Origin of the sequence: Treponema primitia ZAS-2 (genome assembly GCF_000214375.1) — a bacterium.
Taxonomy (GTDB): domain Bacteria; phylum Spirochaetota; class Spirochaetia; order Treponematales; family Breznakiellaceae; genus Termitinema; species Termitinema primitia.
Map to the genome: position 1 here is coordinate 3,038,592 of NC_015578.1, position 24,941 is coordinate 3,063,532.

The following is a 24,941-nucleotide window of genomic DNA, read 5'->3' on the forward strand; positions in this document are numbered from 1 at the left end:
TAAGCATAAAAATATATACACTTGAACGATTTTTTGAGATCAAGTATAATTTTGTTTTAATGGGTGGGCAATTAGACTTAGTTGATATAAAGATTCAAGAAGGTTTACGCGAAAAAGAGCCCTACCTAACCCAGCAACTGATTACTTATATTGGCAACAAACGGGCATTATTGGATTTCATTGGAACCGGGGTAAACCGGGTCCAAGCCAGGCTGCAGAAACAAAAATTAGCTATTTTTGATGTTTTTAGCGGCTCCGGTATCGTATCCCGTTATTTTAAGCAATTTTCAAAACTGTTAGTCGTAAATGATTTAGAAAAATATACAAAGATTATCAATACCTGTTACTTGTCAAATGAAGATGAGATAGATGTAGGAAAACTAAAAAATTACTATAACGAAATCGTTTTTGAAGCATCCAACACTATCAAGAAGGGCATAATAGCGGAATTATATGCGCCCCAGGATGACACAAACATTAAACCTGACGAAAGGGTATTTTATACCGTTAGGAATGCAATGTATATTGATACGGTACGGCAATTGATTGAAAAAATACCCAGGCCGGAACAGGCTTATTTTCTCGCACCATTATTATCAGAGGCATCGATTCATGCCAATACTTCAGGAGTATTTAAGGGGTTTTATAAAAACAAAGAAACCGGAATCGGCCAGTTTGGCGGGAAAAACCAGGATGCGTTATTTCGCATAACCGGGAATATAAAATTACCCTTCCCGATTTTTAGCAACTTCAATTCGGATGTACTCATCTACAATGGCGATTCAAATAAAATTATTGCGGAAGCGCCTGAAGTAGACCTGGCATATTTAGATCCCCCATACAATCAGCATCCCTATGGCTCCAATTATTTTATGCTTAATTTGATTCTTGATTATAAGTACCCTGAAAGCACAAGCAAGATATCAGGGATACCGGATAATTGGGCCAGATCGAATTATAACAAAGGAAATTATGCATGCCAGGTATTAACAGAATTAGTAACAAATATTAAGGCGAAGTTTATTCTTATTTCATTTAACTCGGAGGGATTTATAAGCCTTGAGCAAATGACGAATATTTTAACCAGGATAGGCCGCGTTGAGATTTTGGAGACAAAATATAATACCTTTAGGGGCAGCAGGAATCTCGGTAAGCGGGAAATACATGTTAAGGAGTATTTGTATTTGCTGGAGAAATAAGTGGGGCAACTTGCAACGCAATTCACCGCGCATAAAGACGAGGTCCATGATTTCGATGTGTTTTTTATCCCCAATCATGACAAATTCACCAATTTTGTCATAATACCCCTTGACTTATTCCCGGAATTTGCTAATATTAATTATGACAAAATATCATTTTTTGTCACGCAAGGAGAAAATATGGTCATCAAACCCCTTATCAGGGACAATATTTGCATCAACAGCCACCCTCGGGGATGCGCCCGGGCGGTACGAAACCAGATTGGGTATGTGCGGAATACCTTGGCCGGCGGCAAAGAGCCGGGGGACCTCGAATCCCCCCAGGGTGCGCCTAAGCTGGTCTTAGTGGTAGGCTGCTCCACGGGCTACGGCCTGGCCAGCCGCATCTCCGCTGCCTTCGGGTACGGGGCTGTTACCGTGGGGGTTTCCTTTGAAAAGCCGCCTCAGCCACCAAACCGGGAACCCCGGGCTGGTACAATAACCGTATCTTTGACCTGGAAGCGGAAAAAGCTGGGCTGGTCTCCGTAAGCCTGGACGGCGACGCCTTTTCGGACGCCATGAAGGCGGATACCGCTCTGGCGATCCGGGAAGCTGCCCGGCAGGCGGGGATTGCCCCAAAGGTGGACCTGATCATCTACTCCCTGGCATCCCCAGTACGGGTGGACCCCAAGACCGGTCTCATGCACCGTTCGGTAATTAAGCCCATCGGGAAAGCCTATTCAGGGAAAACCATCAATATGATTACCGGGCAAATCCGGGAGATCAGCGCCGAGCCTGCTACTGAGGAGGAGATTGCCAACACCGTGAAGGTCATGGGCGGCGAGGACTGGGAGCTCTGGATCGAGGCCCTGGAAAAAGCCGGTGTCCTGGCGCCTTCGGTGCGGACCATTGCCTACACCTACCTGGGGCCGGAACTTTCCTGGGACATCTACAAAAACGGTACCATAGGCCGGGCCAAGGAAGACCTGGAACGGGCGGGCCGGGCGATCAACCGGAAACTTTCCTCCCGTGGAGGCGCCGCATGGATATCCGTAAACAAGGCCCTGGTCACCCGGTCCAGTTCGGTGATCCCCATCATCCCCTTTTATATTTCCTGCCTTTTTAAGGTGATGAAAGAAAAGGGTATCCACGAAGGCTGCATTGAACAGATAGTACGGCTGTACCGTGACCGTCTTTATACACCCCAAGCTGCGCAGGGAACTGCGCAGAATCCCTGCAAGGTTCCTGTGGACAGCGAAGGGCGCATACGAATCGACGACTGGGAAATGCGGGAAGATGTGCAAAGGGAAACTGCGGCGCAAATAGAAAAGGTCACGGAAGAGAATATCTACGAGACTTCGGATATCACAGGTTTCAAGCACGATTTCCTGGAGATCCACGGCTTTGATGTTGAGGGGGTGGACTATGAAGAGGATGTGGACACCCTTCTGGGCGACGAATTGGACGCTATTGATGAGGAATTGTCCATCGGGGCGTAGGCGGCGCCGATATTCCGGTACGGAGAAGTGAATTTTATTATGAACGAAAATTTTATATTGAATTTGCTGGAAAAATTCAGCGCCAGCCAGGCAGCGGAACTGGACTTAAACGATGGGACCACGCGCCTGGTGCTTCGGAAAGAGGGGGCCTTTTCCGGACCGGCAGCCAATAGCGCAACAAGCTTGGTGGTCGGTAACGGATCAGGCCAGGCGCCAGGAGATATCGGCAAATCAGGGCAAACAGGAACTAACAGTAATACTACCGACAACGATTATGCCAACAAGACCGGGGGATCAGTTCGCCTGGGTTTGCCTGCAGCCCCTATCGGCGGCGCTGCCATTTCTGCTGATTCTTCCGCTGCTAACAGTGCCGCCGCTCCTATTACCGCTGGTACAGAACTGATAACCAGCCCCATTGTGGCAAGCTATTACGCATCTCCAAGCCCGGATGCGCCGCCCTTTGTGCGGCCCGGCACAAGGGTAAAAACCGGGGATACCCTGTGTATACTGGAAGCCATGAAGATGATGAACCACCTGGAGGCGGAATTTGACTGCGAGATTATTGCGGTCAAGGCCGCTGGGGGAGACCTGGTCGAATACGGCCAAGCCCTTTTTGAAGTAAAGCGGCTCTAGGGTATCAGGGAGACAGGGCTTTGATAAAAAGACTGCTGATCGCAAACCGGGGGGAAATAGCCGTCCGGATCATCCGCACTTGCCGGGAAATGGGGATAGAAACCACAGCGGTCTACTCCACCGCCGACCAGGACAGCCTCCATGTGCGTATGGCGGACAGGGCGGTGTGTATAGGCCCGCCCCCCTCCTCCCAAAGCTACCTGAACGTCAATAACCTTATCATGGCGGCGGTAAACACCGGATGCGAGGCCATACACCCCGGAGTAGGATTTCTGTCTGAGAACGCCGCCTTTGCCAGGACCGTCCGGGACAGGGGGCTCATCTTTATCGGGCCGGACCCGGAAACCATAGCATTACTGGGCGACAAGGTCAGGGCAAAAAATACTGCGGAAAAATTCGGCCTCCCGGTAACCCCCGGCTCAGGGCCCATGAAGGATCCAAAGGAAGCCCTTGCCCTAATACACGAAAAGCTGGGCTTCCCGGTGATCATTAAGGCTGCTGCTGGGGGCGGCGGCAAGGGTATGCGCATAGTCAGAGCCCCAGAAGAACTGGCGGAAAACCTTTCCATAGCCGCACAGGAGGCGGAGGCAAACTTTGCCGATGGTACGGTATTTATCGAACGCTACCTGGAAAACCCCCGGCATGTGGAGCTCCAAATCCTCGCCGACGGAAACGGCACTGTTGCTGTTCTTGGGGAGCGGGACTGTACGGTACAGAAAAATCACCAGAAGCTGATCGAGGAAAGCCCCTCCCCTGCCGTAACGCCGGCCATGCGGGAGCGTATGGCAGAAGGCGCAGTTCCCCTGTTCCGCGAATTGAAGTACCAGGGTGCGGGTACCATCGAATTTCTTGTAGAAGGTGAAAATTTCTACTTCATGGAAGTGAACGCCCGGGTACAGGTGGAACATCCGGTGAGCGAATTTGTCACGGGCATTGACATTATACGCCAGCAGATACTTTCTTGCACCGAAGGCCGCATGGAAATAAAGCCGGACCGGGTCCGCACCGAAGGCTGGGCCATGGAGTGCCGGATCAATGCCCTGAGCCCTGGGAAGATTACCCGGCTGGAAATACCCGGCGGGCCCGGTGTCCGTTTCGATTCCTTTCTCTACACCGGCTGTGTCGTGCCCCCCCATTACGATTCCATGATAGCAAAACTAATCGTTCACGGGGCAAACCGAGAACAGGCCCTGGCCCGCATGGAAAGGGCCTTGGAGGAACTGTTTATCGAGGGTATCAAAAACAACATAGCCCGGCAGCGGTGGATCATCAATAATACTACCTTTCGTTCCGGCAAATTCGGAACATCCTATTACAGCGAAATTGAAAAGGAGGCTGAAAGTGCCCTCTGATGTTTGTCCCGGCTGCGGCATCCCCGGTGATGGGGAAGCGATTGCCGCAAATCTTAACACCTGCCCTTCCTGCGGCTACCATTACCGCATGGAGCCCGCAGAACGGATCGCCTATCTGGCGGACCCGGACAGTTTTTCTGAATTTTCAGCAAACCTCCGATCCCTTAACCCCATCGACCTTGCGGGGTACGAAGAAAAACTAAACGAGGCGGAAGCCAAGGCCCGGATGAAGGATGCGGTGATCACCGGGACCTGTACCATTGAAGGAAAACCGGCGATCCTGGGCCTCATGTCCTTCAATTTCATGGGGGGCTCCATGGGCTCCGTGGTGGGGGAAAAAGTCAGCCGTGCCCTACTCAGGGGCGCGGAAGAAAAAATCCCGGTAATCATCTATACCACCTCCGGAGGCGCCCGTATGCAGGAGGGGATCTTCTCCCTGATGCAGATGGCGAAAACTTCCAGTGCTGCGGCGGAGCTGGACAAGGCGGGGGTCCCCTTCTTCATCGTTCTCTGCGATCCCACCACCGGAGGAGTCACCGCTTCTTTTGCCATGCTGGCTGACATCACCATTGCTGAGCCCGGTGCCCTCATCGGCTTTGCCGGTCCCCGGGTTATTGAAGGCACCATCAGGCAGACCCTGCCTGATGGTTTCCAGCGGGCGGAGTTTCAGCAGGAAAAGGGCTTCGTGGACCTGATCCTCCCCCGTAAAGATCAGCGCAGGGTCATTTCGGAACTTATGGATTTACACCAAACAGGATCACAACCATGGAAGAATTACAAAGAAAGCGGCTATTCAAACGGAGACGCCTCATGAAAGATGACAGCCTTCAAAATAAAATAGCAGAACTGAAGGAGCTCGCCCGTGCTTCAGGATTGGACCTGTCCAAAGAAATTGAGCAGCTTGAAGAAAAAGTGCGCTCAGTCTCCCGCAGCGCGGTCACCTGGAAACAGGTGGAGCTGGCTCGCCATCCGGACAGGCCCTACGCGCTGGACTACATACACCGGATATTCGACAGTTTTATTGAGCTTCATGGGGATCGGGCCTACGGGGACGATCCTGCAATTATCGGCGGCCTGGGCTTTCTTAACAGAAGGCCGGTAACAATACTGGCGAACCAGAAAGGCCGGACCCTGAAAGAAAACGTCCGCCGCAACCACGGCATGGCAAACCCCGAGGGGTACCGGAAGGCCCTGCGCCTGGCCAAAGAAGCGGAAAAATTCCGCCGCCCCATCATCACCTTTGTGGACACCGCCGGGGCGTATCCGGGTATAGGCGCAGAAGAACGGGGTATAGGGGAAGCTATTGCCCGGAACCTCCGGGAATTCAGCCAGCTAAAAACACCCATAGTGTGCGTCATCATCGGCGAAGGCGGCTCCGGAGGCGCCCTGGGGCTCTGTGTGGGGGACAAGATCTATATGCTGGAAAACGCCATCTATTCGGTCATCAGCCCCGAAGGGGGCGCCTCACTGCTGCTCCGGGACGCCGGGCGGGCCAAGGACGCCGCAGCAATGCTGCGGATCACCAGCGCAGACCTGCTGGAATTTAAGGTAATCAACGGCGTTATACCGGAACCGGAGGGAGGCGCCCATATCGACCCAAACAGGACCGCCCAGGCCATCAAGGATGTACTGGTACAGGATCTGATGGACCTGGGCGGAAGAAATCCCTCGGTACTGGTCCGCTACCGGAACCAGAAGATACGGAAGGCGGGGCACTGGAACGAAGGGCTTACCCCGTAACCAGAGACTACACCGCCCCTTGTCCGATAACCGCCGCATAGTCTTGCAGCAATGTCGCATCATCCCCGGTAATAAAACTACGGCTCGCCTCTATGCGGGAAGGCATCTTAGCGATGAAGATCGCTGCCACCTTGAGCTTCCGCTCACTGTGGACTCCGTCCCGCAAGAGCAGGTAGCTGATAACCAGATCGGTAGCCATTTCCACAAGCCTGCGGGAATGGTAGCTAAGAAACTGCTCGTGCCCTTCGCCCTTATAGGCTTTCACATAGACCAGGGTTTCGTCGAAGATCTTCCGGGAGGCGCGGACCTTTGCCAACAGCTCTCCTGCGTTGGGATAGTCCGCCTGATCGTACTCGTCCAGGATGGATTGGGCTATGCCGGATGTTACCGGGCCTATGGCGGCCACTACCTGAAGCTGGGTGGTCCCTTCGTAGATGTTGGTGATCCGGGCGTCCCGGTAATGCCGTTCAGCGTTGAATTCCTTCATGTAGCCCGTGCCGCCGTGGATCTGGATGGCGTCGTAGGCAACCTTGTTCGCCATTTCCGTGGCGTAGGCTTTGACCATGGGGGTGAAGAAACCCGCCAGCTTGGCATACTTCTTTTTGTCATCCACAATGTCGCCCTTCTGATCAGGGTGGGCTTCGGAGTAATCTTCCAGGGCTTCCTTAAGGTCCACGAAACGGGCAGTTTCGTAGAGCAGGGAACGGCCCGCTTCCACAGCAACTTTCATCTCCGTGAGCATCTCGAACACCGGGGGCAGACTCCGTACCGGCGCGTCGAACTGTATGCGCTTGGCCGCGTAGAGGTCTGCTTCACGGTAGGCCGCTTCGGCTATGCCCACCGCCTGGGCGGCAATGCCGAGCCGGGCGTTATTCATGAGCCACATGGTGTACTTGGTGAGCCCCCGCTGGCGTTCCCCCACTAATTCTGAGGGGGCTTTATTGAACTGCAATTCGCAGGTAGGGGAACCGTGGATGCCCAGCTTGTGTTCCAGCCGGCGGATGATCATTTTTTCGTCCCGTTTGTAAAGAAAGAAGGAAAGCCCCCGGGCGCCTTTACCCTTTTCTTCACTCCGGGCCAGCACTAAACCTATGGTCCCGCAGCCGTTGGTGATAAAGCGTTTGACCCCGCTGAGATACCACTTGCCGTCTTCACCCTGGACTGCCTTGAGGTTCACCGCCTGGAGATCGCTCCCCGCATCGGGCTCAGTTAGTATCATTGAGGAGTCCCATTCGCCGGAACAGAGTTTTGGCAAAACAGCTTTTTTCTGTTCTTCCGAGGCGAACTTGTTGATGGTACCGGCTATATCCTGCTGGAGACCGAAGTTGAGGGACGATCCATCTGCCCGGGAAAGTATTTCTGCGGCAATACACAGTATCGTTGAAGGCATATTGAGGCCCCCGTACTGCCGGGGCACGCAGAAGCCCAGAAGGTCAGCCTGGGCGAACATATCCATAGCCTTTTGGGTGGCGGGGTTCAGTGTTACCTGATTGGTCGCCAAATCCAGGACAGGCCCTTCCTCGTCAACCTTGGGGGCGTTGGGGGCGATGAACTCCCCGCAAATTTCCCCGATGATAGAAAGGACCCGCTTGTAGGAATCCTTTGCATCCGCCGCATCCTTGGGCGCGTAGGAATACTGCTGGGCCTGGGTAAATTCCTCTTCCTTGAAGCGGATGATTCGGTCCAGGTCCATGTGTTCCAGGTGAAATAAAATATCTTCGTTATCGTTTAAAAAGTTTTCCATAGATGACTCCTATTATACCCGGGCCTTATAGGCCTTGATCATCCGGGGTATCACCTCAAAGAGGTCCCCCACTATACCGTACTGGGCTATGCTGAAAATCGGCGCTTCCGGATCCGTGTTGATGGCGATGATCCGGGCCGAACCGTCCATGCCCGCCCGGTGCTGGATGGCACCGGAAATGCCGCAGGCTATGTAGAGCTTGGGCCGCACGGTGGTACCGGTCTGCCCCACCTGGTGGTCCTTGGCGACAAAGCCCGCATCCACCGCCGCTCGGGAAGCCCCCACTTCGGCGCCTATGGTTTCCGCCAATTCCCGAATGAGCCTGAAATTTTCTTTAGTACCCACCCCAAACCCGCCTGAAACAATAATGTTCGCTCCCTTGAGGTTGACGGTCTTCTCTTCCAACACCCGGTCGATGATCTCCGAAGGGAAGTCCAGATCGGCGCCTGGCACCTTTACGATGTTTGCTTTTCTATTACTATCCGGGGTGTTCATCCGCATCACCCCTTCCCGTACCGTGGACATCTGGGGCTTCTTCTCCGGGCACACGATGGTAGCAATAATGTTGCCCCCAAAGGCGGGCCGAATCTGGTAGAGAATGTTCTTGTACTCCGTGCCGCCCTGGCTGTGGTCCCCGATTTGGAGGTCCGTACAGTCTGCAGTGAGCCCCACCTTGAGATAAGATGCTACCCGAGGCGCCAGGTCTCGGCCGGTGGTGGTGGCCCCGTAGAGGACTATCTGGGGCTTGTAGTCCGCGATGACCTGGGTCATCAGCTTGGTGTAGGGGACCGGGGTATAGTGTTTGAGCTTGGGCTCTTCATAGAGATAAACCGTATCTGTCCCCAGGCTTGCCAACAGGGGAACCTCCTGGGAAACCTTCTCCCCAAAGAGGGCCGCACTGACGCCGACACCTAATTTATCCGCCAGATCCCGGGCCTTGGAAACCAGTTCCAGGCTCACCTCCGCCAACTTTCCGCTGTCCTGCTGGATATATACCATTACGCTTTGTTCATTACTCATTACAATAACTCCTATTTAGTGCGGTGATTGCCGCACTGTCCAATCGAAGCGAAACGGAGTTTCGCATTACTCCTGATTAATTGGGTCTTAACCCAGGGTATGGTCCGCGATAAGCCCGTGGACCAGCTCCGTAATTCCCAGCTCGCTAGGATCGATGTACTTAATTTCTCCCGCAGTCAGGACCACAGAATTGATGTTCTTGACTTTCGTGGGGGAACCGGCGAGGCCGCACTGATTGGGGTCAGCCTTGATGGCGGGAATATCCCAAAGTGCCAGGGCTGAACCATCCGGTGCGGGAGCAGCATTCTTGTGGGTCATAAGCCGCTTGGCAGAAGAAGGCCGGGGCGCTTCACCTTCATCGGTAAAGGTCACCAACACCGGCAGCTTTGCCTTAACCTTCTCCCAGCCACCTTCAATGGAGCGCAGCGCAATAATTTCTTTCTTGCCCGGGTCAACTTTCTCTACCTTTGAAACGCAGGTAATCTGATTGATACCCAGTTTTTCTGCGGTCTGGGGGCCCACCTGGGCGGTATCCCCGTCTATGGCCTGCCTACCACAGAGCACCAGGTCGTAATTGCCGACTTTCTGAATGGCACATTTCAGGGCGTAGGAAGTGGCCAGGGTATCCGCTCCGGCAAAACCCCGGTCCGACACCAGGGCGGCAAAATCCGCACCCCGGTACAGACATTCCTTGAGGACCGCCGCCGCCGCCGGGGGGCCCATGGAGATCACGTTCACCTTTGTCCCCGGGAACTGATCCTTGAGCAGCAGCGCCGCTTCAAGGCCGTACAGGTCCTCGGGATTAAAAATCGCCGGCAGGGCAGCCCGGTTAACCGTTCCGTCTTCCTTCATGGCCTGGCCGGTGATATTTTGGGTATCCGGGACCTGCTTAACTAAAACGATAATATTCAAACCCATGTATTTTCTCCTATACAAAGCACGACGACTGCCGCACTTCAACTTATGATACCCGGAATAGGAAGATTTTGCAAGACACTTTTAAGAAATTTGTCAAAGACAGAGGAAAATTTCCAGTTCCATAATAATATAATGTCCATATATATAGACATTATAGATAATATTGTCTATAATTATGAACATAATGAAAAAATCAAGGACAGCCTTGCTACCAACCCAGCAGAGAACCATGGCCGCTTTAAGCGAAAACCTCAGGCTTGCCCGGCTGCGGCGGGACCTTTCTGCGGCCCAGGTATCGGAACGGGCGGGGATAAGCAGGACCACCCTCTATAAAATGGAGACCGGGGACCCGGGGGTGGCTATAGGGGCCTATCTCAGGGTTCTCTATGTTTTGAATTTAGAAGGGGATCTGCTCAAGCTTGCCGGGGATGATCCCTTCGGACGGACCTTGCAGGATGCCAAGCTGGCGTCCCGGGTCCGGGAACGGGCGTCGAAGTTGAGGAAAGGGTAATGGGCGACATATATGCATATCTGGAGATGCCGGGCCATACCGGGCCAATTCAAATCGGGATCCTCCATAGCGATATAGTCCGGGGAAAAGAGGTTTTTTCCTTTGCCGGCGGCGATGAGTGGCTCCTGCACCGGGAATTCCAGGTCCTGGATCCCGCTTTGGGGCCTTTTCTTGGCCGGCAGTATCCCCGAGAAGGCCGGCCGAATTTCGGGCTGTTTATGGATTCCGCGCCGGACCGCTGGGGACGTATGCTGATAAAGCGCCGGGAAAGCATGGCCGCCCGCCTGGAGGGACGCGCCCCAAGGACCCTGCACGAGACCGATTTTTTGCTGGGAGTATACGACGGCAGCCGCATGGGGGCGCTCCGGCTCAAGCTGGACAGGGATGGTGATTTTCTTGACAAGCACCGGGAAGCGGCGATACCGCCCTGGGCTTCCCTCCGTAATCTGGAATATGCCAGCCTGAACCTTGAGCGGGAGGACAGCGCCGATGAAAAGGACTATATGCAATGGCTCAATCTGCTGTTCAAGCCCGGCTCCTCTCTGGGCGGCGCGCGCCCCAAGGCAACGGCGGCGGACCGGAAAGGCCATTTGTGGATCGCCAAATTCCCCAGCGTGAACGATACTAAGGATACCGGCGCCTGGGAAAGGGTGGTAAACGAACTAGCGGCTGACTGCGGCATCACTGTCCCTGAGTCAAAGGCACAACGCTTCTCAAACCGGCATCACACTTTTCTTGCCAAGCGCTTTGACAGGAGTGCTGAAGGCAAGCGCCTACATTTTGCATCCGCCATGACCCTACTGGACAGGCAGGATGGGGATGATCACAGCGCCGGCGCAAGCTACCTTGATATAGCGGGGGTAATAATACGCAGCGGCGCTGATATAAATCGGAACCTGGAAGAACTGTGGCGGCGTATGGTGTTCAACATCGCTGTGTCCAACTGCGATGACCATCTGCGCAACCACGGTTTTTTGCTAAGCCCGGCAGGATGGGTTTTATCCCCGGCCTACGATATGAATCCCGATGAAAACGGGACCGGGCTAACCCTCAATATTACTGAAACCGACAATGCCCTGGATTTCGATCTCCCCATGGAGGTTATTTCCTATTTCAGGCTAAGGGAAGAGAAAGCCCTGGCCATATTGGCGGAGGTCAGGCACTCGGTATCAAACTGGAGAACCCTGGCGGATAAGTACGGCATTTCAAAGATGCAGCAGGATATGACCGAAGCGGCGTTTAGGGCTTAGACACTCCGCAGAATAGCTGGGCCGGGCAAAAGCCTGAGGCGGCTTGTTGCTTTACAAAAGTCCCGGCCCTTATTTCTCGCTTAAATTAAATACCCCGTCCCAATCCGCTTCCGGCGGCTTTTGCCGGAAGGCCTTTGTCCGTTCCAGAAACAACTGGGCCGGCCCGTCATTTGGGTCCGCTTTTAATACAGCCTCAAAGGCCGTTTCTGCGGCAGCCCAGTCCCGGTTTTCAAAGCTGTCCCGGGCGCGGTTAAATAAGTCGGCAAGTTGCAGGGTTTCTGCCGTCACCGATTCGGTGGTATCCAAAAGCTCATGGACTTGTATCGGCGTCACCACTCCTACCACCCGCACTGTGTCGAGCCGGCGGGCCAGAAAGCCGTCCCCCGCAGCCCTAATGGTTTCCTCGGTCACCAGAATACGGCTTTTGTAATATTTGTTAACTCCCTCAAGCCGGGATGCCAGATTTACTGCGTTTCCCATGATAGTGTAGTTCATTTTTCGTTCGCTGCCCATGTTCCCCACCACCATGTCCCCTGTATTGATCCCGATCCGGGTAAAAAGAGGAACCGGGCTTAACCCTTTTTCAATAAGAAAGGTATTGATTTCCTGTTCCTTGTTTTTCATTAATATCGCGGAAATACATGCCCGCCGGGCGTGATCCGGCAGATCCAAGGGGGCGCCGAAAAAGGCCATAATAGCGTCCCCTTCATACTTATCTATGGTTCCCTTCTGTTCTAAAATAATATTACTCATGCCTGAAAGATAGATATTGAGCAGTTGTACCAGATCTTCCGGGTCCAGTTTTTCTGAAATGGTGGTAAAACCCTGAATATCCGTAAAAAGCGCCGTCATATTCCGTTTGGATCCCCCAAGCTGCAAACGGGAAGGATCGCTCATCACATCTTGGACCACATCTCCGGATACATAGGTTGAAAATGCCTTCTTAAGATTATCGTTGTAATACTGCAATTCCTGCTGCTGGGTCTCCAGTTTTTGTTTCTGGGATCCCAGGGTCCTTTTTTGGGATTCAACCAGAAGGTGTACCTCGATTCGTTTCAGTAACAGTGATGGTACAAAGGGCTTGGTTATATAATCAATAGCGCCCAGGGTCAAACCATCAAGTTCGTCGTTGGTTTCACTTTTGCCGGTCAGGAAGATAACCGGGATGTCTCTGGTTTCATCCTTTCCCTTGAGGATTTTGATCGCCTCGTAACCGTTCATTTCAGGCATTTCAATATCAAGCAGAATCAGGTCCGGCCGGTGTTTTTCCAAAAGGGCAAACATTTTTTTTGCCGATGGGGCGGTAAAAACATTGTACTTTTCACTTAACACATTTATCCCATTCATCAAGTTGGTGGGATTATCATCCACCAGTATTAGCAGTTCCTGTTCACTTTCCATGGCGGCTTCTCCTTTCATGTTTTTTTATCAGTTCATCCATTGCTGATAACGCATCATCAAATTCCGTCATCAAGACCGCATTAGAAACACGATCAATAAGCTCTTTCGTTTTATTGTCAATGGGCTTGTTCTCAATATCCGTAAGGATACTGCGGATAAGCCCCGGCTGCTCCTGTTCCAGCGCTTCCTTTAGCTTCATAAACAAGGGAAGGTATTGGGAAATATCGGAATCAGTTTTAACGGTGGCCCCGGCGTTCAGCGCTGCTCCTATCTGATCTGCCAGGATCTTCAGATTCTGGTAAAATCCCGACAGTCCATCTGCGATACGAGTTAAGTCCCCTGCTTTTCCTGCGGCCTCCAACTCCGCCGCCTCATGTGATACCCCGGCGGCTCCGATGGTGGCGGCGGCGCTCTTGAGGGCGTGTACGTTGGTGGTAAAAAGGGAAAGTTCCTGTTCCTTGGGAAGGCGCTCCAGTGAAGGCAGCCGGTCCAGGGCATCTTTACGGAAGGAGCCAAGCACTTTACGGTAAGAGACTTCACTGCCCCCGGTCATGGCCAGACCCCTGGCGGTATCCACCCCGTCAATTTTTATATCCGTGGTTTCCTCAGTTCTTTCCGGAGAAGTTCCTACTTTGGCATCTACCCGTTTTTCAACAGGTATCCACTTGTTCATCATCCCGTCAAGTTTGGAAATTTCTATGGGCTTGGAAAGATAATCGTTAAAGTCCCTGGATAAAAACATTTCCTTCATCCCCGTTACTGCATTCGCAGTCAAGGCTATGATGGGAATATGCTTCGCATATTCCTTGGAACTTTGTTCCTTAGGAGTTTGATCCTTCGGCTCAAACTCCACTAACATTTGCTGTTCATCTTCCCAGGCACGGATGGCTGCGGTCGCTTCAATACCGTCCATTTCGGGCATCATGTGGTCCATGAAGACAATATCGTAGCGGTTTTTCTTTATCAGTTCTATTGCTTCTTTTCCGCTTGTAGCAGTGGTGATATCCATCTGATATAAACTCAGGAGGCCCTTGGCTACATTCAGGTTGGTAACAATATCGTCAACGATGAGGAGCCGGGCATCCGGAGCGGTAAACCGTACACCGGTTTTTTGTCCTTTGTCGTATTTGTACGTATAATCGCCCAGATCACCCAGGGGGGTACGGTCGATTATCTCCTGGGGGAAAGTTGCCGTAAAAACACTGCCCTCGCCGTAGACGCTGGAAACCGTCACATCCCCGCCCATGGCTTGGCACAGCCGTTTGGTGATAGCAAGTCCCAACCCCGTACCTTCCACACTTTTATTAACATGGCTGTCAAACTGGGCGAATTCCCTAAAGAGCCGTCCCATGTCTTCTTTCTTGATGCCGATGCCGGTGTCCGCCGCCTCAAAGTTCAGAAGGATCCTGCCTTCCTCTTCCCCTGATCCGAAAACCGAGAAGGTGACGCTCCCTTCTTTTGTATATTTCACCGCGTTGGAAAGCAAATTCAGAAGTACCTGCCTGACGCGGGTTTCATCACCCTTCAGTCTACCCGGCAGGGCGCTGTTTATGTTTACCGTAAAAGCGATTGGTTTATCGGTCAGGCGCATACGGATGATATTGGTTACATCGTGGAGCAGGGAAGAGAGCCAATATTCTTCGGACAGGATCTCCATTTTACCCGATTCGATTTTTGAAAAGTCCAGGATGTCGTTGATGATGGACAAAAGGTTCATCCCGGCCTGCTTCACATTCCCGGCGTTTTCACTCACCGAGGGGGAAGTGTCCTCCCGCAGTATCAGTTCCGACATCCCGATGATCGCATTCATGGGGGTGCGTATTTCATGGCTCATCTTTGCAAGAAAATCGCTCTTGGCCTGAGAGGCCGCCTCCGCTTCATACCTTGCCTGTACAATAGGCGTAATATCGCTGATATCGATAAATTTGCCAAGGGAAGTCCCCCGCAGTTTGTCGGCTACGATTTTAAAATAATGGGATTCGCCGTTTATTTTGAGTTCCTTCATGTCGGTATAAAAACCTTCGGTAGTTAAAACATCGCGGATCATGAGCTTAATATCCATTTCGCGGAATAGATCCATCAGGGGGCGTCCTCTGGCCATTTCATAATTCTCAATATGGGCCATTACTGCCAGGGGACGGCTGATATAGGTCACCCGGTTCATCTCGTCCACCAGGGCTATAAGGTTCGGAGTTGTCGCCATCAGGGTATTGAAAGAGTCCAGGGCCTTTGCGGATCCGTTTCTTTTATTCATGGAGTACCGCCCTCCTCTCGTATACCGAACCGCCGGGAGCAGCGATTTTTACCGCCTGGGGGATAATTTTGGCCGTGATGTTCGTATCCAGGAATATCTCGCCGTCCAATTGCAGCACCAGCGGTTTCTCTGACCGGACCGTAACTTCGGTCGCCCTTTTGTAGGTGATGTATGAAGGAAACTTCCGGTATTTTCCGTATAGATAACCGGTGCCTATCCGTATGACATTCAGGCTGTTGGTACTGTTGAAAAGCAGCACATCAAGCAGCCCGTCATCCGGCATAGCGGCGATGGCGGCTTTTTTGTCACCCCCATAACAGGGACCATTTGCAATGTTGATCGTCGCGTAATTTCCGCTGAATTCTTCACCGTCAATAGTAATGCTGTATTTTTGCTTGATGATACTTGGGGTAAACGCCGAGATGACCCCTGCCCAAAAAAATGTGAAATCATAGAGCGCTTTGCGTATGGGGTGAGAAAATTTTGTCAGGTATGGTGTATACAAGGCATGTAATTCCGCAGCCTTGTGAACCGCATAGGCTTCCATACCGATGGTACAGGTATTTAAGGCGTAATTGTTCCCGCAGAATATCACATCCGTGAGAATGACCGGCGACACGGCCTGTTTTTTGATGTCCCTGAACAGGGCTTCCTTCCCTTCGCCAAAGGCGCGGACAAAATCGTTGCTGTTTCCGTAAGGAACTGCAGCAAGTTCCGCATTTTCCAGCCCGATAACGCCATTCAGGCAGTCAAACAGAATGCCGTCTCCGCCAACGGCATATATACGGATTGTTTTTTTCTCTCCCGCTTCCCCGGCGAATCTTCTGATTTCGCCGATGGCGTCTCTCGGGAAACGCGAGACAAAGAAAGCGTAATCCTGCAAGCCCAGCTCGGCAAAACAGTTTTCGATATCGAGCATAACAGCATCCATATCAGTCCGGCGTCCAAAAGAAACCGGGTTTATAATGAACAAATGCCTCATATTCAGGATATCATTCACTGCTCTGTTCATTCCGATAACATCCTTTCAACGGCCTTGATTGCATCTTCAAAGTCGCTCATTAAAACCGCGTTGGAAATCGCAGCAAGACTATCCCGGGTTTTTCCGTCAAGCGCCGCTGCCTCCAGTTCCGCAAGGAGCCGGTGCACGGTCCCGATATCTTCCTGTTTCAGTGATTCTGCGAGTTCTGTAAACAGAGGCAGATATTCGGCGGCCCTTCCCGTAGTGTTACTATCCTGATTCTGCAGGGCGCCGTCATTCAGGACCCGGCCTATACCATCCGCCAGATTTTGGAGGTCCCGGTAAAATCCCGATAGTAGATCTGTGATAAGAGCCAGGTCCCCTGCCTTTCCCGCAGCCTCCAGTTCCTCCGCTTCCTGAGATACGGCGGCAGCCCCGATGGTTCCGGCAGCGCTTTTGAGGGCATGAACGTTGGTGGTAAATTGGGAAAGCTCAGACTCCGTGGGAAGGCGTTCCATTAAGGGCAGCCGTTCCAGAGCGTCATTGCGGAATGAGCTCAGCACTTTACGGTAAGAGACTTCACTGCCCCCGGTCATGGCTAAGCCCCTGGCGGTATCCACCCCCGGAATGGCGCCCGGCGTCGCAGCTGTTTTCGGGGAAACTGCGGAGGGGGACGCGACCTTCTGCTTTTTTGCCTCGGGAATCCATTTCCGCAGAATTTCATCCAGTTGCTTGAGTTCTATGGGCTTGGAAATATAATCATTGAAGCCCTTTTCCAGGAACATTTCCCGCATCCCCGATATGGCGTTGGCAGTAAGGGCAACAATTGGCAGGGCCTGACTGTATTCGGTGTGTAAGTCCCGAATCGCCTTGGTTGCTTCAATACCATCCATGCCGGGCATCATGTGGTCCATAAAAACCAGGTCATAGCGGTTTTTTTCCACCAGCCCTATGGCCTCAATGCCGCCGGTACAGCAGGTAACCTTCATTTGGTAGGGCGCCAGGAGCCCTTCTGCTACGGTAAGATTAGTAACAATATCATCCACAATCAGTATCCGTCCTTCCGGGGCGGTGAACTTGACGGCGCTGTATTTTTTTTCCTGAGTGCCGGAGACGCCGTTAAGAACATTGGCTATGGGAATCGCATAAGCAGGCGCCTCGATAACGGGGATATCCTTATAAGCGGGAAATTCTCCCAAATGGGCGAGGATCGCTATTTTGGTATCCAGCCGCTTTTCCCCGATGATCCGCCGGGCTTCTTCCAGCTCCGGAACCGGGACAAAGGCGAAGGGCAGCTCCCCAAGGCGCTTAAAAAATTCTTCCCTGCTCCCGGCCGTCAGGGCCGGCACCTCAAGGTCATAAAGGGTCTGCCGGATTGAAGCGGCATACATACCCTCGGGGGTAAAAAGCAATACCCCCTTGGCGCCAGGATTTTCAACCAACGCCAGCTTTTCTTCCCCCTGGTAGCGCTGGGGAATGCGGGCGATAAATACCGAACCCTTGCCGTATTCACTAGTTACGGTAATATCTCCGTCCATAGCCCGGCAGAGACTGCGGGTTATGGCAAGTCCTAGGCCGGTACCTTCAATTCCCCGGGTACGGGTCTCATCCAGACGCACAAAATCGCCAAACAGATGTACAAAATCCTCTTTTCTTATGCCCATACCGCTGTCTGCGGTCTCAAAGATCAGATTCAGGGAACCATCTTTAGCCTGGGCGCTTACGGTGAGTTTTACATATCCTTCTTTGGTATATTTTGCCGCGTTGGACAGTATATTAATCAGAATCTGCCGTATCCTCGATTCGTCGCCGATAAGATTATTGGGAAGCCGGGGATCGACGTTTACCAAAAAGATGATGGGTTTATCCCCAACCTTGATCCGTATGATATTAACCACGTCATTAAGCAGGGAACTCAAGAGGTAGGGCGCGTTGATAATCTGCAGCTTGCCGGATTCTATTTTTGAAAAATCTAATATATCGTTGATTATGGACAGGAGGTTATTACCAGCCTGCCTGATTTCGCTAAGATACTCGGTCAGCCTCGGCGGCGTTTCTTCCCGCAGGGCAAGCTCACTGATACCGATGATGGCGTTCATGGGGGTGCGTATTTCGTGGCTCATATTGGAAATAAAGCGGCTTTTGGCGATATTGGCGCTTTCGCTTTGATTTGCTTTATTTCGGTACAGCAAAGCGCTCACGGTACTGTAGGCTATGGAAATAAGAATGGCACCTATCAGGATGGCATTGAGAAAAAGGGTATCGTTACGCTGGCGAAGAAGTATTTCGTCACTTATATCCACCCCGGCAATACAGATAATATTTCCATCCCGGTCATACACCGGCGCAAAACCGCTGATAAGCCCCCCCCAGGTGGGGGTATAGAAGCCCAGATCCGTGGTAGAGATCTCCCCGGAGAGGGCTTTTAGGGCATACTCTTCGATGGGAAACAGATCATCCGGGCTGCACTGGGTGACAGGATCCGGGTCGTTGTCAGCAATATACTGGAGCTGCCCGTCCCCGAAATCCCGCCAATAATAGACGTACAGCACATGGTATTTATCGGCGAACTCTACCAGCTTTTCCCTTAGGGCTTCATAATCCGGAGTGTCTGTATCCTCTTCGGTTTGATACCGATCCAGCTCTTCCGGGGGGATATAATCTGCGGCGGCAGCGGCGGCGGACATAAGGTGGTTCTGGACCGCAGCTTCCATCAGGCTAACGGTACGGCGCATAAGGATATTAACATTGATGGTAATGAGAATAATAAGGACAACAAAGATAAAAAATACAAATATGACTTTTTGGCCCTTCAGAAAAGACCATACACGATTCTCCACCCGGTTCCCCTTAAGGTCAATAAATTATATGCAAAAAGCTTATATCCGTCAATATTATCAGATATATGGAAGAAAGCTTCATTTTTCGCTGAGGTTAAACACCCCGTCCCAGTCCGTTTCGGGCGGTTTTTGCCCAAAGGCCCTGGCCCGTTCCAGGAATAATCGAGCCGGTCCGTCATTTGGGTCCCCTTTCAATACTCCTTCAAAGGCCGCTTCTGCGGCGGCCCAGTCCCGGTTTTCAAAAATATCCCGGGCATGGTTAAATGATTCGACAAGTTTTTGGATTTCCACCGACGCCGATTCTGCGGTATCCAAAAGCTCATGGATTTGTACCGGCGTCACTACACCCATCACCCGCACCGTGTCGAGCCGGCGGGTCAGGAAGCCATCCCCCGCTGCCTTAAGGGTTTCTTCTGTAACCAGAATGCGGCTTCCGTATTGTTTGTTCACCCCCTCAAGCCGGGACGCCAGATTTACTGCGTTTCCCATGATGGTGTAGTTCATCTTCCGTTCACTGCCCATATTCCCCACCACCATGTCCCCGGTATTTATCCCGATCCGGGTAAAAAGCGGAACAGGGCTTATCTTTTTTTCAATGAGGTAGGCATTGATTTCCCGTTCCTTGTATTTCATGAGGACCGCCGAGGTACAGGCCCGCCGGGCGTGATCCGGCAGATCCAGGGGGGCGCCGAAAAAGGCCATGATGGCATCCCCTTCATATTTATCTATGGTTCCTTTTTCTTCCATGATAATATCGCTCATGCCGGAAAGATAGACATTAAGCAGCCGTACCAAATCTTCCGGGTCCAGTATTTCCGCAGCGCTTGTAAAGCCCTGAATATCCGTAAATATTGCGGTCATGTTCCGTTTTGATCCCCCAAGCTGCAGCCGGGAAGGGTCGCTCATCACATCCTGTACCACATCCCCGGATACATAGGTTGAAAAAGCTTTTTTCAGGTTGTCGTTGTAATACTGTAATTCCCGCTGCTGTACTTCCAGCTTTTGTTTCTGGGATTCCATGGTCCTTTTCTGGGATTCCACCAGAAGGTGTACCTCAATACGTTTCAGTAAAAGTGATGGTACAAAGGGTTTGGTTATGTAATCAATGGCCCCCAGGGTTAAACCGTCAAGTTCATCGTTGGTTTCAGTTTTACCGGTCAGGAAGATAACCGGGATGTCCCTGGTTTCATCTTTTTCCTTGAGGATTTTGATAGCCTCGTAACCGTTCATCTCGGGCATTTCAATATCAAGCAGGATCAGGTCCGGCCGGTGTTTTTCCAAAAGGGCAAACATTTTTTTTGCTGAGGGGGCGGTAAAAACATTGTACTTTTCACTTAACACATTTATCCCATTCATCAAGTTGGTGGGATTATCATCGACCAATATAAGCAATTCCTGTTCACTTTCCATATTGATTTCTCCTTTCATGTTTTTTTATCAGTTCATCTATTGCTGACAACGCATCATTAAATTCAGTCATCAATACTGAATTTGAAATGTTGTTAATTATTTCCTTCGTTCCGCTGTCAATAGGTTTATTTTCAAGTTCCGCAAGAATATCGCGGATAAGTCCCGGTTGCTCCTCTTTTAGCGCTTCCCTTAGCTTCGCAAACAGAGGAAGGTATTCGGCAGCCGTTCCCACGGGGTCGTCCCGATTCTGTAGGGTATCGTCCTTCAGGACCCGGCCTATACCATCCGCCAGATTTTGGAGGTCCCGATAAAAACCAGGAAGCTTTTTCGTGACAAGCGCCAGATCTCCCGCCTTCCCCGCCGCCTCCAGTTCCGCCGCAGCCTTTGATGCCGATTCGGCCCCGATGGTGGCGGCGGCGCTCTTGAGGGCGTGTACGTTGGTGGTAAACAGGGAAAGGGTTTCCGCATCAGGGGGGGCGGCAAACAGAGGGAGCCTGTTCAAAATATCCTGGTAAAAAGCGTTCAACACATTCCGGTATCCGGCTTCGGTTCCGCCGGTCATGGCTAAGCCCCTGGCGGTATCCACTCCGGTAATTTTTATATCCATGTTTTCTACCGGAATGACGCCTGGCGCCGCAGTTTCCGGGTCCGGCTTTACCTTCTTTTCAGGGGAAATCCATTCAGCCATCATTCGGTCCAGTTTAGAAATTTCTATGGGCTTGGAAAGGTAATCGTTAAAGCCCTTTGCCAAAAACATTTCCTTCATCCCGGTCACTGCGTTTGCGGTCAGAGCTATGATGGGAAGGGTCTGAAAATAGGACTCCCCCGATGGGGAATCCAGGGACCGGATGATCTCGGTGGTTTCAATGCCGTCCATTTCGGGCATCATATGGTCCATAAATACTATGTCGTAGCGGTTTTTCTTTATTAGTTCTATGGCTTCCCGGCCGCTTGCGGCCGTGGTGACATCGGTCTGATATAAACTTAAGAGACCCTTGGCTACGTTCAGGTTAGTAACAATATCGTCAACGATGAGGAGTCGGGCGCCGGGAGCAGTAAAACGCCCTGTTTTCGGTTCCGCACTTTTTACCATTTCCATAGGTTCGTTGTCCCGCACCATCTGGGATAAGGTTGCGGTAAAAACACTGCCCTCTCCGTATATGCTGCTCACCGTGATATCTCCTCCCATGAGGCGGCAGAGATTGCGGCTTATGGCAAGCCCCAGGCCGGTTCCTTCAATACTCCGGTTCCGGTGGGTGTCAAGCTGTTGGAATTGGCCGAACAGTTTACCCATATCTTCCTGTTTAATGCCGATACCAGTGTCGGTGACCCTTATGGTCAGGACAAGCCGGTCTTCCCGGGGCATGCCGGTAATGGCAAGAACGATACTTCCCTCCAGGGTGTATTTGACCGCATTGGAAAGGATGTTCATCAGCACCTGCCTGACCCGTGTTTCGTCACCGGTCAGGCTGTCGGGGAGTTTAGGGTCAATATCCACAGCGAAGCTTATGGGTTTTTCATTCAGCCGGGTGCGGATTATGCTGACCACATCGTTTATCACCGAACTCAGATAATAATTGACCTCTATAATATCCAGTTTGCCCGATTCAATTTTTGAAAAGTCCAGTATGTCGTTGATAATAAGCAGAAGATTATGGCCCGCCTGTTTTATATCGGTGATATACTCGGTTACCCGAGGCGTTATTTCTTCCCTAAGGACAAGCTCGCTGATGCCGACAATGGCGTTCATAGGGGTTCGTATCTCGTGGCTCATATTTGCCAGAAATTCGCTTTTGTATTTGTTGGCCCGTTCAGCATTTTCTTTGGCCTCTTCCAGCTCCTTTACCATGGCGATCCGCTCCGCAGTATGGCTGATTCTGACAATGAGCAGGACAATTCCGGCCAGGACGGAAGAAAAAATAAGGGCCAGTAAAATACGCACCGGCCAATATTCAATGTATGCCAGTTTTTTTTCTATCTGCAAACTTACGGCGTTATCGGAAACCCCGGCGTTTTTTGAGCCGGAGGATCGAACCGTAAAGGTATAGCTGCCCCCTGCAAGATTGGTATACGAAACCTTGCTTGCCGCAGAATCGGCAGTATATTCCTGTTTATCCTGACCTGCAAGCTGGTAGGAAAGGTTTGTTCGTTCATGAAGCCCGTAGGAAAGGAGCGCGATGTTAAAGGTAATGCGGCTTGTTGTTTTGGGAACAACCAGAGTTTTGGAAAAGTCATAATAGACGCGGTTATCGACTTCGACGGAAGTGATCGCCGCTTTGGGCAGATGCTGCCATATCTCCTGCTCCAGGGAGAGGGCGCTGAATCCGTTGATACAGCAAAAGTAGAGGTATCCCCCCTGATCATCAATATGGTTCCATGTATTCGCGTTAAGAGAACCGGAAAGGCCGTTTTGTATGCCCAATTCCCGTTTCAAAAACAAAGGGGAATTTTCCCGGAGCAAAGCGGCGTCGGCTTCATAAAGGGTATTGGCCGTGGTCAGCCAGAGTTTCCCTTTATACGGCAGGATATCAAAAATACTATAAGCGGGGAAAACATCAAGTACCTTCACGGTCTTACCCTTGATATAACAGAGGCCGTTCCCGGTACTTATCCAGATACCTCCTTCATCATCTCCCGCCATACGCAGTATTACATCCCCCGAGAGTCCGTTTTCCGCATTGATGCTTTCAACGCCCCTGCTGCTGAAGGCGTAGATGCCGTTACCGTCCGTACCGGCATACAGGACCGGCGTATCTCCCTTTTCATCATAATACAGGGAAAGTACCATTACATCCGGCATGGTGAAAGTCGCCTGGCCGCCGAAAATTTCCCGGGGGCTTATAAGGGAACCCTGTTTCAAAAATAAAAGGCCGTTGGCGGTTCCCACCGCATAAATTCCGCCGGGTAGTTCCAGGACCAGTCTGATCCGTTCCGCTGCCAGGTAATTACTCCACACACCGGTTCCCGGGTTATAGTGAATAATCCCGTATTTTGCATAGGTGCTGATCAGGATATCGCCCCTGCGGTCCTGATAAATTGACCGGACACGGATATTCTGCAGTGCCCGGGTAAGTTCATTTTCTATCAGTACACCTTCAGTGTCGCTTATGATAAGGCCTGTATCGCTGGCCAGATACCAGCGGTTTTCCGCACGCAAAACCGAATTGTAGGTCATATCCGGAAGCCCCAGGAGGAGGTCCTCCCGGGTAAAGGGGCTTTCCGCAAGAAGTATAACCCCTCCCCCGTTAGACGAAGTAAGCCAATAATTTTTTTCATAATCCTCGGTTATACCGGTAAAAAATCCGGCCGCCCCCAGGCCCTCAAGGGGATGAAAATCCAGGGCGGCATCAAAAAAACCCAAACCCGTATCCGCAGTAATCCAGATACGGTCCTCCTGGTCTTTATATATGCTGTTTGCCATGGAACAGCTTATCTGCTTTTCGGTATAGGAGACAGATTCTCCGTCAAAGGATGCAAACAGTACCGATGAACCCTGGGTACCCAAAATGATATGTTCACTGTCAAGGGCAAGCGCCGCTTTGATGGGTATGCCGGGATCAAAAAGGATCGTTTTTTGCGCGGTGGTGTATATAACCAGTTTGCCCGAATTCAGCACGCTATAAATGTTGCCGTTTTTGTCCAGGGAAAGGGCGACAACCACGGCCGACTGGTTGAGGTCCAGGGGGATAATCCTGACTTCCCGGTCTTTGTTGATGGAGAAGATGCCCCCGGCGGAACCGAAATAGACGGTTCCCGATTGATCTGCGGCGATGGAACGGATCATGCCGGAAGGAAGCCCCCGGCTGCGGTCAAAAACCTCGAAGCTTTCCCCATTGTAGGCTACCACGCCGCTTTCGTTGGTCCCAATCCAAAGGGTCCCATCGGGGCCTTCCAAAAGCGAGCGGACACTGGAACTGGGAAAGTTATCCTGACTCATGGCGTTAAAGGTTTTAAAAGCGCTGCCGTCGTACCGTATAAGGCCCTGGTAACTGCCAAACCACATATAGCCATCACTGGTCTGCAAAACTGCATTTGCCTCGTCCGAGGGGAAGCCGTTGGTACTCCGGTAAACTTTCTGAACCCGGTTTGACAGAAAAAGCCGGGCTTCCCGGTCGCTTCCTCCTGTTTCCTCTGCCGCGAAACAGGGGAACCCGGGAACCAACGCCGCAAAGGCCCACAAGGCAAGGAAAAAAGTTCCATTACAAAAAACAGTTAGTCGTTTCATCTTTC

The 24,941-nt window shown here is 51.8% G+C and carries 16 protein-coding genes and 1 pseudogene; 8 read left to right on the forward strand and 9 right to left on the reverse strand.

From position 1 onward, the window contains the following. The first annotated feature begins 59 nt into the window (after positions 1–59). From TREPR_RS13115 to TREPR_RS13140, 6 genes and pseudogenes are all read left to right on the forward strand, one after another. Positions 60–1,199: a DNA adenine methylase gene (locus TREPR_RS13115; RefSeq protein WP_052299728.1), complete on the forward strand. Its 1,140-nt coding sequence runs from the start codon at positions 60–62 to the stop codon at positions 1,197–1,199. 180 nt (positions 1,200–1,379) lie between these two features. Further along, a pseudogene (fabV, locus tag TREPR_RS13120) lies at positions 1,380–2,677 on the forward strand (enoyl-ACP reductase FabV). Positions 2,678–2,716: 39 nt separating this feature from the next. Further along, positions 2,717–3,310, forward strand: a complete 594-nt coding sequence (locus tag TREPR_RS13125) for a biotin/lipoyl-containing protein (protein WP_015708807.1) — start codon at positions 2,717–2,719, stop codon at positions 3,308–3,310. Positions 3,311–3,330: 20 nt separating this feature from the next. Further along, positions 3,331–4,662 (forward strand): acetyl-CoA carboxylase biotin carboxylase subunit, encoded by a 1,332-nt coding sequence (locus TREPR_RS13130; protein ID WP_015708808.1) that lies wholly within the window; start codon positions 3,331–3,333, stop codon positions 4,660–4,662. Beyond that, positions 4,652–5,476, forward strand: a complete 825-nt coding sequence (locus TREPR_RS13135) for an acetyl-CoA carboxylase carboxyltransferase subunit beta (RefSeq protein WP_015708809.1) — start codon at positions 4,652–4,654, stop codon at positions 5,474–5,476. The genes TREPR_RS13130 and TREPR_RS13135 overlap by 11 nt, the downstream gene beginning before the upstream one ends. Continuing rightward, positions 5,473–6,402 (forward strand): acetyl-CoA carboxylase carboxyltransferase subunit alpha, encoded by a 930-nt coding sequence (locus TREPR_RS13140; RefSeq protein ID WP_015708810.1) that lies wholly within the window; start codon positions 5,473–5,475, stop codon positions 6,400–6,402. Before TREPR_RS13135 ends, TREPR_RS13140 begins: the two co-directional genes overlap by 4 nt. A 7-nt stretch (positions 6,403–6,409) precedes the next feature. Here the strand turns inward: TREPR_RS13140 and TREPR_RS13145 are convergent, their stop codons facing one another. The 3 genes from TREPR_RS13145 to TREPR_RS13155 all read right to left on the reverse strand — a co-directional run bounded on the left by TREPR_RS13145 (position 6,410) and on the right by TREPR_RS13155 (position 10,084). Further along, positions 6,410–8,146, reverse strand: coding sequence for an acyl-CoA dehydrogenase family protein (locus tag TREPR_RS13145; RefSeq protein WP_015708811.1), 1,737 nt, complete (start codon positions 8,144–8,146; stop codon positions 6,410–6,412). Positions 8,147–8,158: 12 nt separating this feature from the next. Further along, positions 8,159–9,166, reverse strand: a complete 1,008-nt coding sequence (locus TREPR_RS13150) for an electron transfer flavoprotein subunit alpha/FixB family protein (RefSeq protein ID WP_015708812.1) — start codon at positions 9,164–9,166, stop codon at positions 8,159–8,161. 87 nt (positions 9,167–9,253) lie between these two features. Further along, a complete protein-coding gene (locus TREPR_RS13155; protein WP_015708813.1) occupies positions 9,254–10,084 on the reverse strand; it encodes an electron transfer flavoprotein subunit beta/FixA family protein in 831 nt (276 codons plus the stop codon). 184 nt (positions 10,085–10,268) lie between these two features. Between TREPR_RS13155 and TREPR_RS13160 the strand changes: the two genes are divergently transcribed. Both TREPR_RS13160 and TREPR_RS13165 read left to right on the forward strand, forming a co-directional pair. Then, the gene (locus TREPR_RS13160) at positions 10,269–10,595 is read left to right on the forward strand and encodes a helix-turn-helix domain-containing protein (protein WP_041611203.1); all 327 of its coding nucleotides are present in this window, start codon (positions 10,269–10,271) and stop codon (positions 10,593–10,595) included. Further along, on the forward strand, positions 10,595–11,845 hold the full coding sequence (locus TREPR_RS13165) for a type II toxin-antitoxin system HipA family toxin (RefSeq protein ID WP_015708815.1): 1,251 nt from the start codon (positions 10,595–10,597) through the stop codon (positions 11,843–11,845). Before TREPR_RS13160 ends, TREPR_RS13165 begins: the two co-directional genes overlap by 1 nt. A 69-nt stretch (positions 11,846–11,914) precedes the next feature. Here the strand turns inward: TREPR_RS13165 and TREPR_RS13170 are convergent, their stop codons facing one another. The 6 genes from TREPR_RS13170 to TREPR_RS13195 form a co-directional block, all read right to left on the reverse strand. Then, positions 11,915–13,246, reverse strand: coding sequence for a response regulator (locus TREPR_RS13170; protein WP_015708816.1), 1,332 nt, complete (start codon positions 13,244–13,246; stop codon positions 11,915–11,917). Next, entirely contained in the window at positions 13,236–15,500 is a 2,265-nt protein-coding gene (locus TREPR_RS13175) for an ATP-binding protein (RefSeq protein WP_015708817.1), read from the reverse strand. Before TREPR_RS13175 ends, TREPR_RS13170 begins: the two co-directional genes overlap by 11 nt. Then, positions 15,493–16,512, reverse strand: coding sequence for a diacylglycerol/lipid kinase family protein (locus TREPR_RS13180; protein WP_015708818.1), 1,020 nt, complete (start codon positions 16,510–16,512; stop codon positions 15,493–15,495). Before TREPR_RS13180 ends, TREPR_RS13175 begins: the two co-directional genes overlap by 8 nt. Next, positions 16,509–19,301 carry a hybrid sensor histidine kinase/response regulator gene (locus tag TREPR_RS13185; RefSeq protein ID WP_015708819.1) on the reverse strand — a complete coding sequence of 931 codons (2,793 nt, stop codon included), beginning with the start codon at positions 19,299–19,301 and terminating at the stop codon, positions 16,509–16,511. The genes TREPR_RS13180 and TREPR_RS13185 overlap by 4 nt, the downstream gene beginning before the upstream one ends. A gap of 78 nt (positions 19,302–19,379) precedes the next feature. Further along, on the reverse strand, positions 19,380–20,711 hold the full coding sequence (locus tag TREPR_RS13190; RefSeq protein ID WP_015708820.1) for a response regulator: 1,332 nt from the start codon (positions 20,709–20,711) through the stop codon (positions 19,380–19,382). Beyond that, positions 20,701–24,936 (reverse strand): hybrid sensor histidine kinase/response regulator, encoded by a 4,236-nt coding sequence (locus tag TREPR_RS13195; protein WP_015708821.1) that lies wholly within the window; start codon positions 24,934–24,936, stop codon positions 20,701–20,703. The genes TREPR_RS13190 and TREPR_RS13195 overlap by 11 nt, the downstream gene beginning before the upstream one ends. Between the last annotated feature and the right edge of the window lie 5 nt (positions 24,937–24,941).

What these genes read in the sequence shown, in the direction of transcription:
- TREPR_RS13160 (WP_041611203.1), top strand. Translation starts at nt 10,269, where the DNA reads ATGAAAAAATCAAGGACAGCCTTGCTACCAACCCAGCAGAGAACCATG.
- TREPR_RS13115 (WP_052299728.1), top strand. Translation starts at nt 60, where the DNA reads ATGGGTGGGCAATTAGACTTAGTTGATATAAAGATTCAAGAAGGTTTA.
- TREPR_RS13125 (WP_015708807.1), top strand. Translation starts at nt 2,717, where the DNA reads ATGAACGAAAATTTTATATTGAATTTGCTGGAAAAATTCAGCGCCAGC.
- TREPR_RS13150 (WP_015708812.1), bottom strand. Translation starts at nt 9,166, where the DNA reads ATGAGTAATGAACAAAGCGTAATGGTATATATCCAGCAGGACAGCGGA.
- TREPR_RS13155 (WP_015708813.1), bottom strand. Translation starts at nt 10,084, where the DNA reads ATGGGTTTGAATATTATCGTTTTAGTTAAGCAGGTCCCGGATACCCAA.
- TREPR_RS13165 (WP_015708815.1), top strand. Translation starts at nt 10,595, where the DNA reads ATGGGCGACATATATGCATATCTGGAGATGCCGGGCCATACCGGGCCA.
- TREPR_RS13180 (WP_015708818.1), bottom strand. Translation starts at nt 16,512, where the DNA reads ATGAACAGAGCAGTGAATGATATCCTGAATATGAGGCATTTGTTCATT.
- TREPR_RS13195 (WP_015708821.1), bottom strand. Translation starts at nt 24,936, where the DNA reads ATGAAACGACTAACTGTTTTTTGTAATGGAACTTTTTTCCTTGCCTTG.
- TREPR_RS13140 (WP_015708810.1), top strand. Translation starts at nt 5,473, where the DNA reads ATGAAAGATGACAGCCTTCAAAATAAAATAGCAGAACTGAAGGAGCTC.
- TREPR_RS13175 (WP_015708817.1), bottom strand. Translation starts at nt 15,500, where the DNA reads ATGAATAAAAGAAACGGATCCGCAAAGGCCCTGGACTCTTTCAATACC.
- TREPR_RS13190 (WP_015708820.1), bottom strand. Translation starts at nt 20,711, where the DNA reads ATGGAAAGTGAACAGGAATTGCTTATATTGGTCGATGATAATCCCACC.
- TREPR_RS13170 (WP_015708816.1), bottom strand. Translation starts at nt 13,246, where the DNA reads ATGGAAAGTGAACAGGAACTGCTAATACTGGTGGATGATAATCCCACC.
- TREPR_RS13145 (WP_015708811.1), bottom strand. Translation starts at nt 8,146, where the DNA reads ATGGAAAACTTTTTAAACGATAACGAAGATATTTTATTTCACCTGGAA.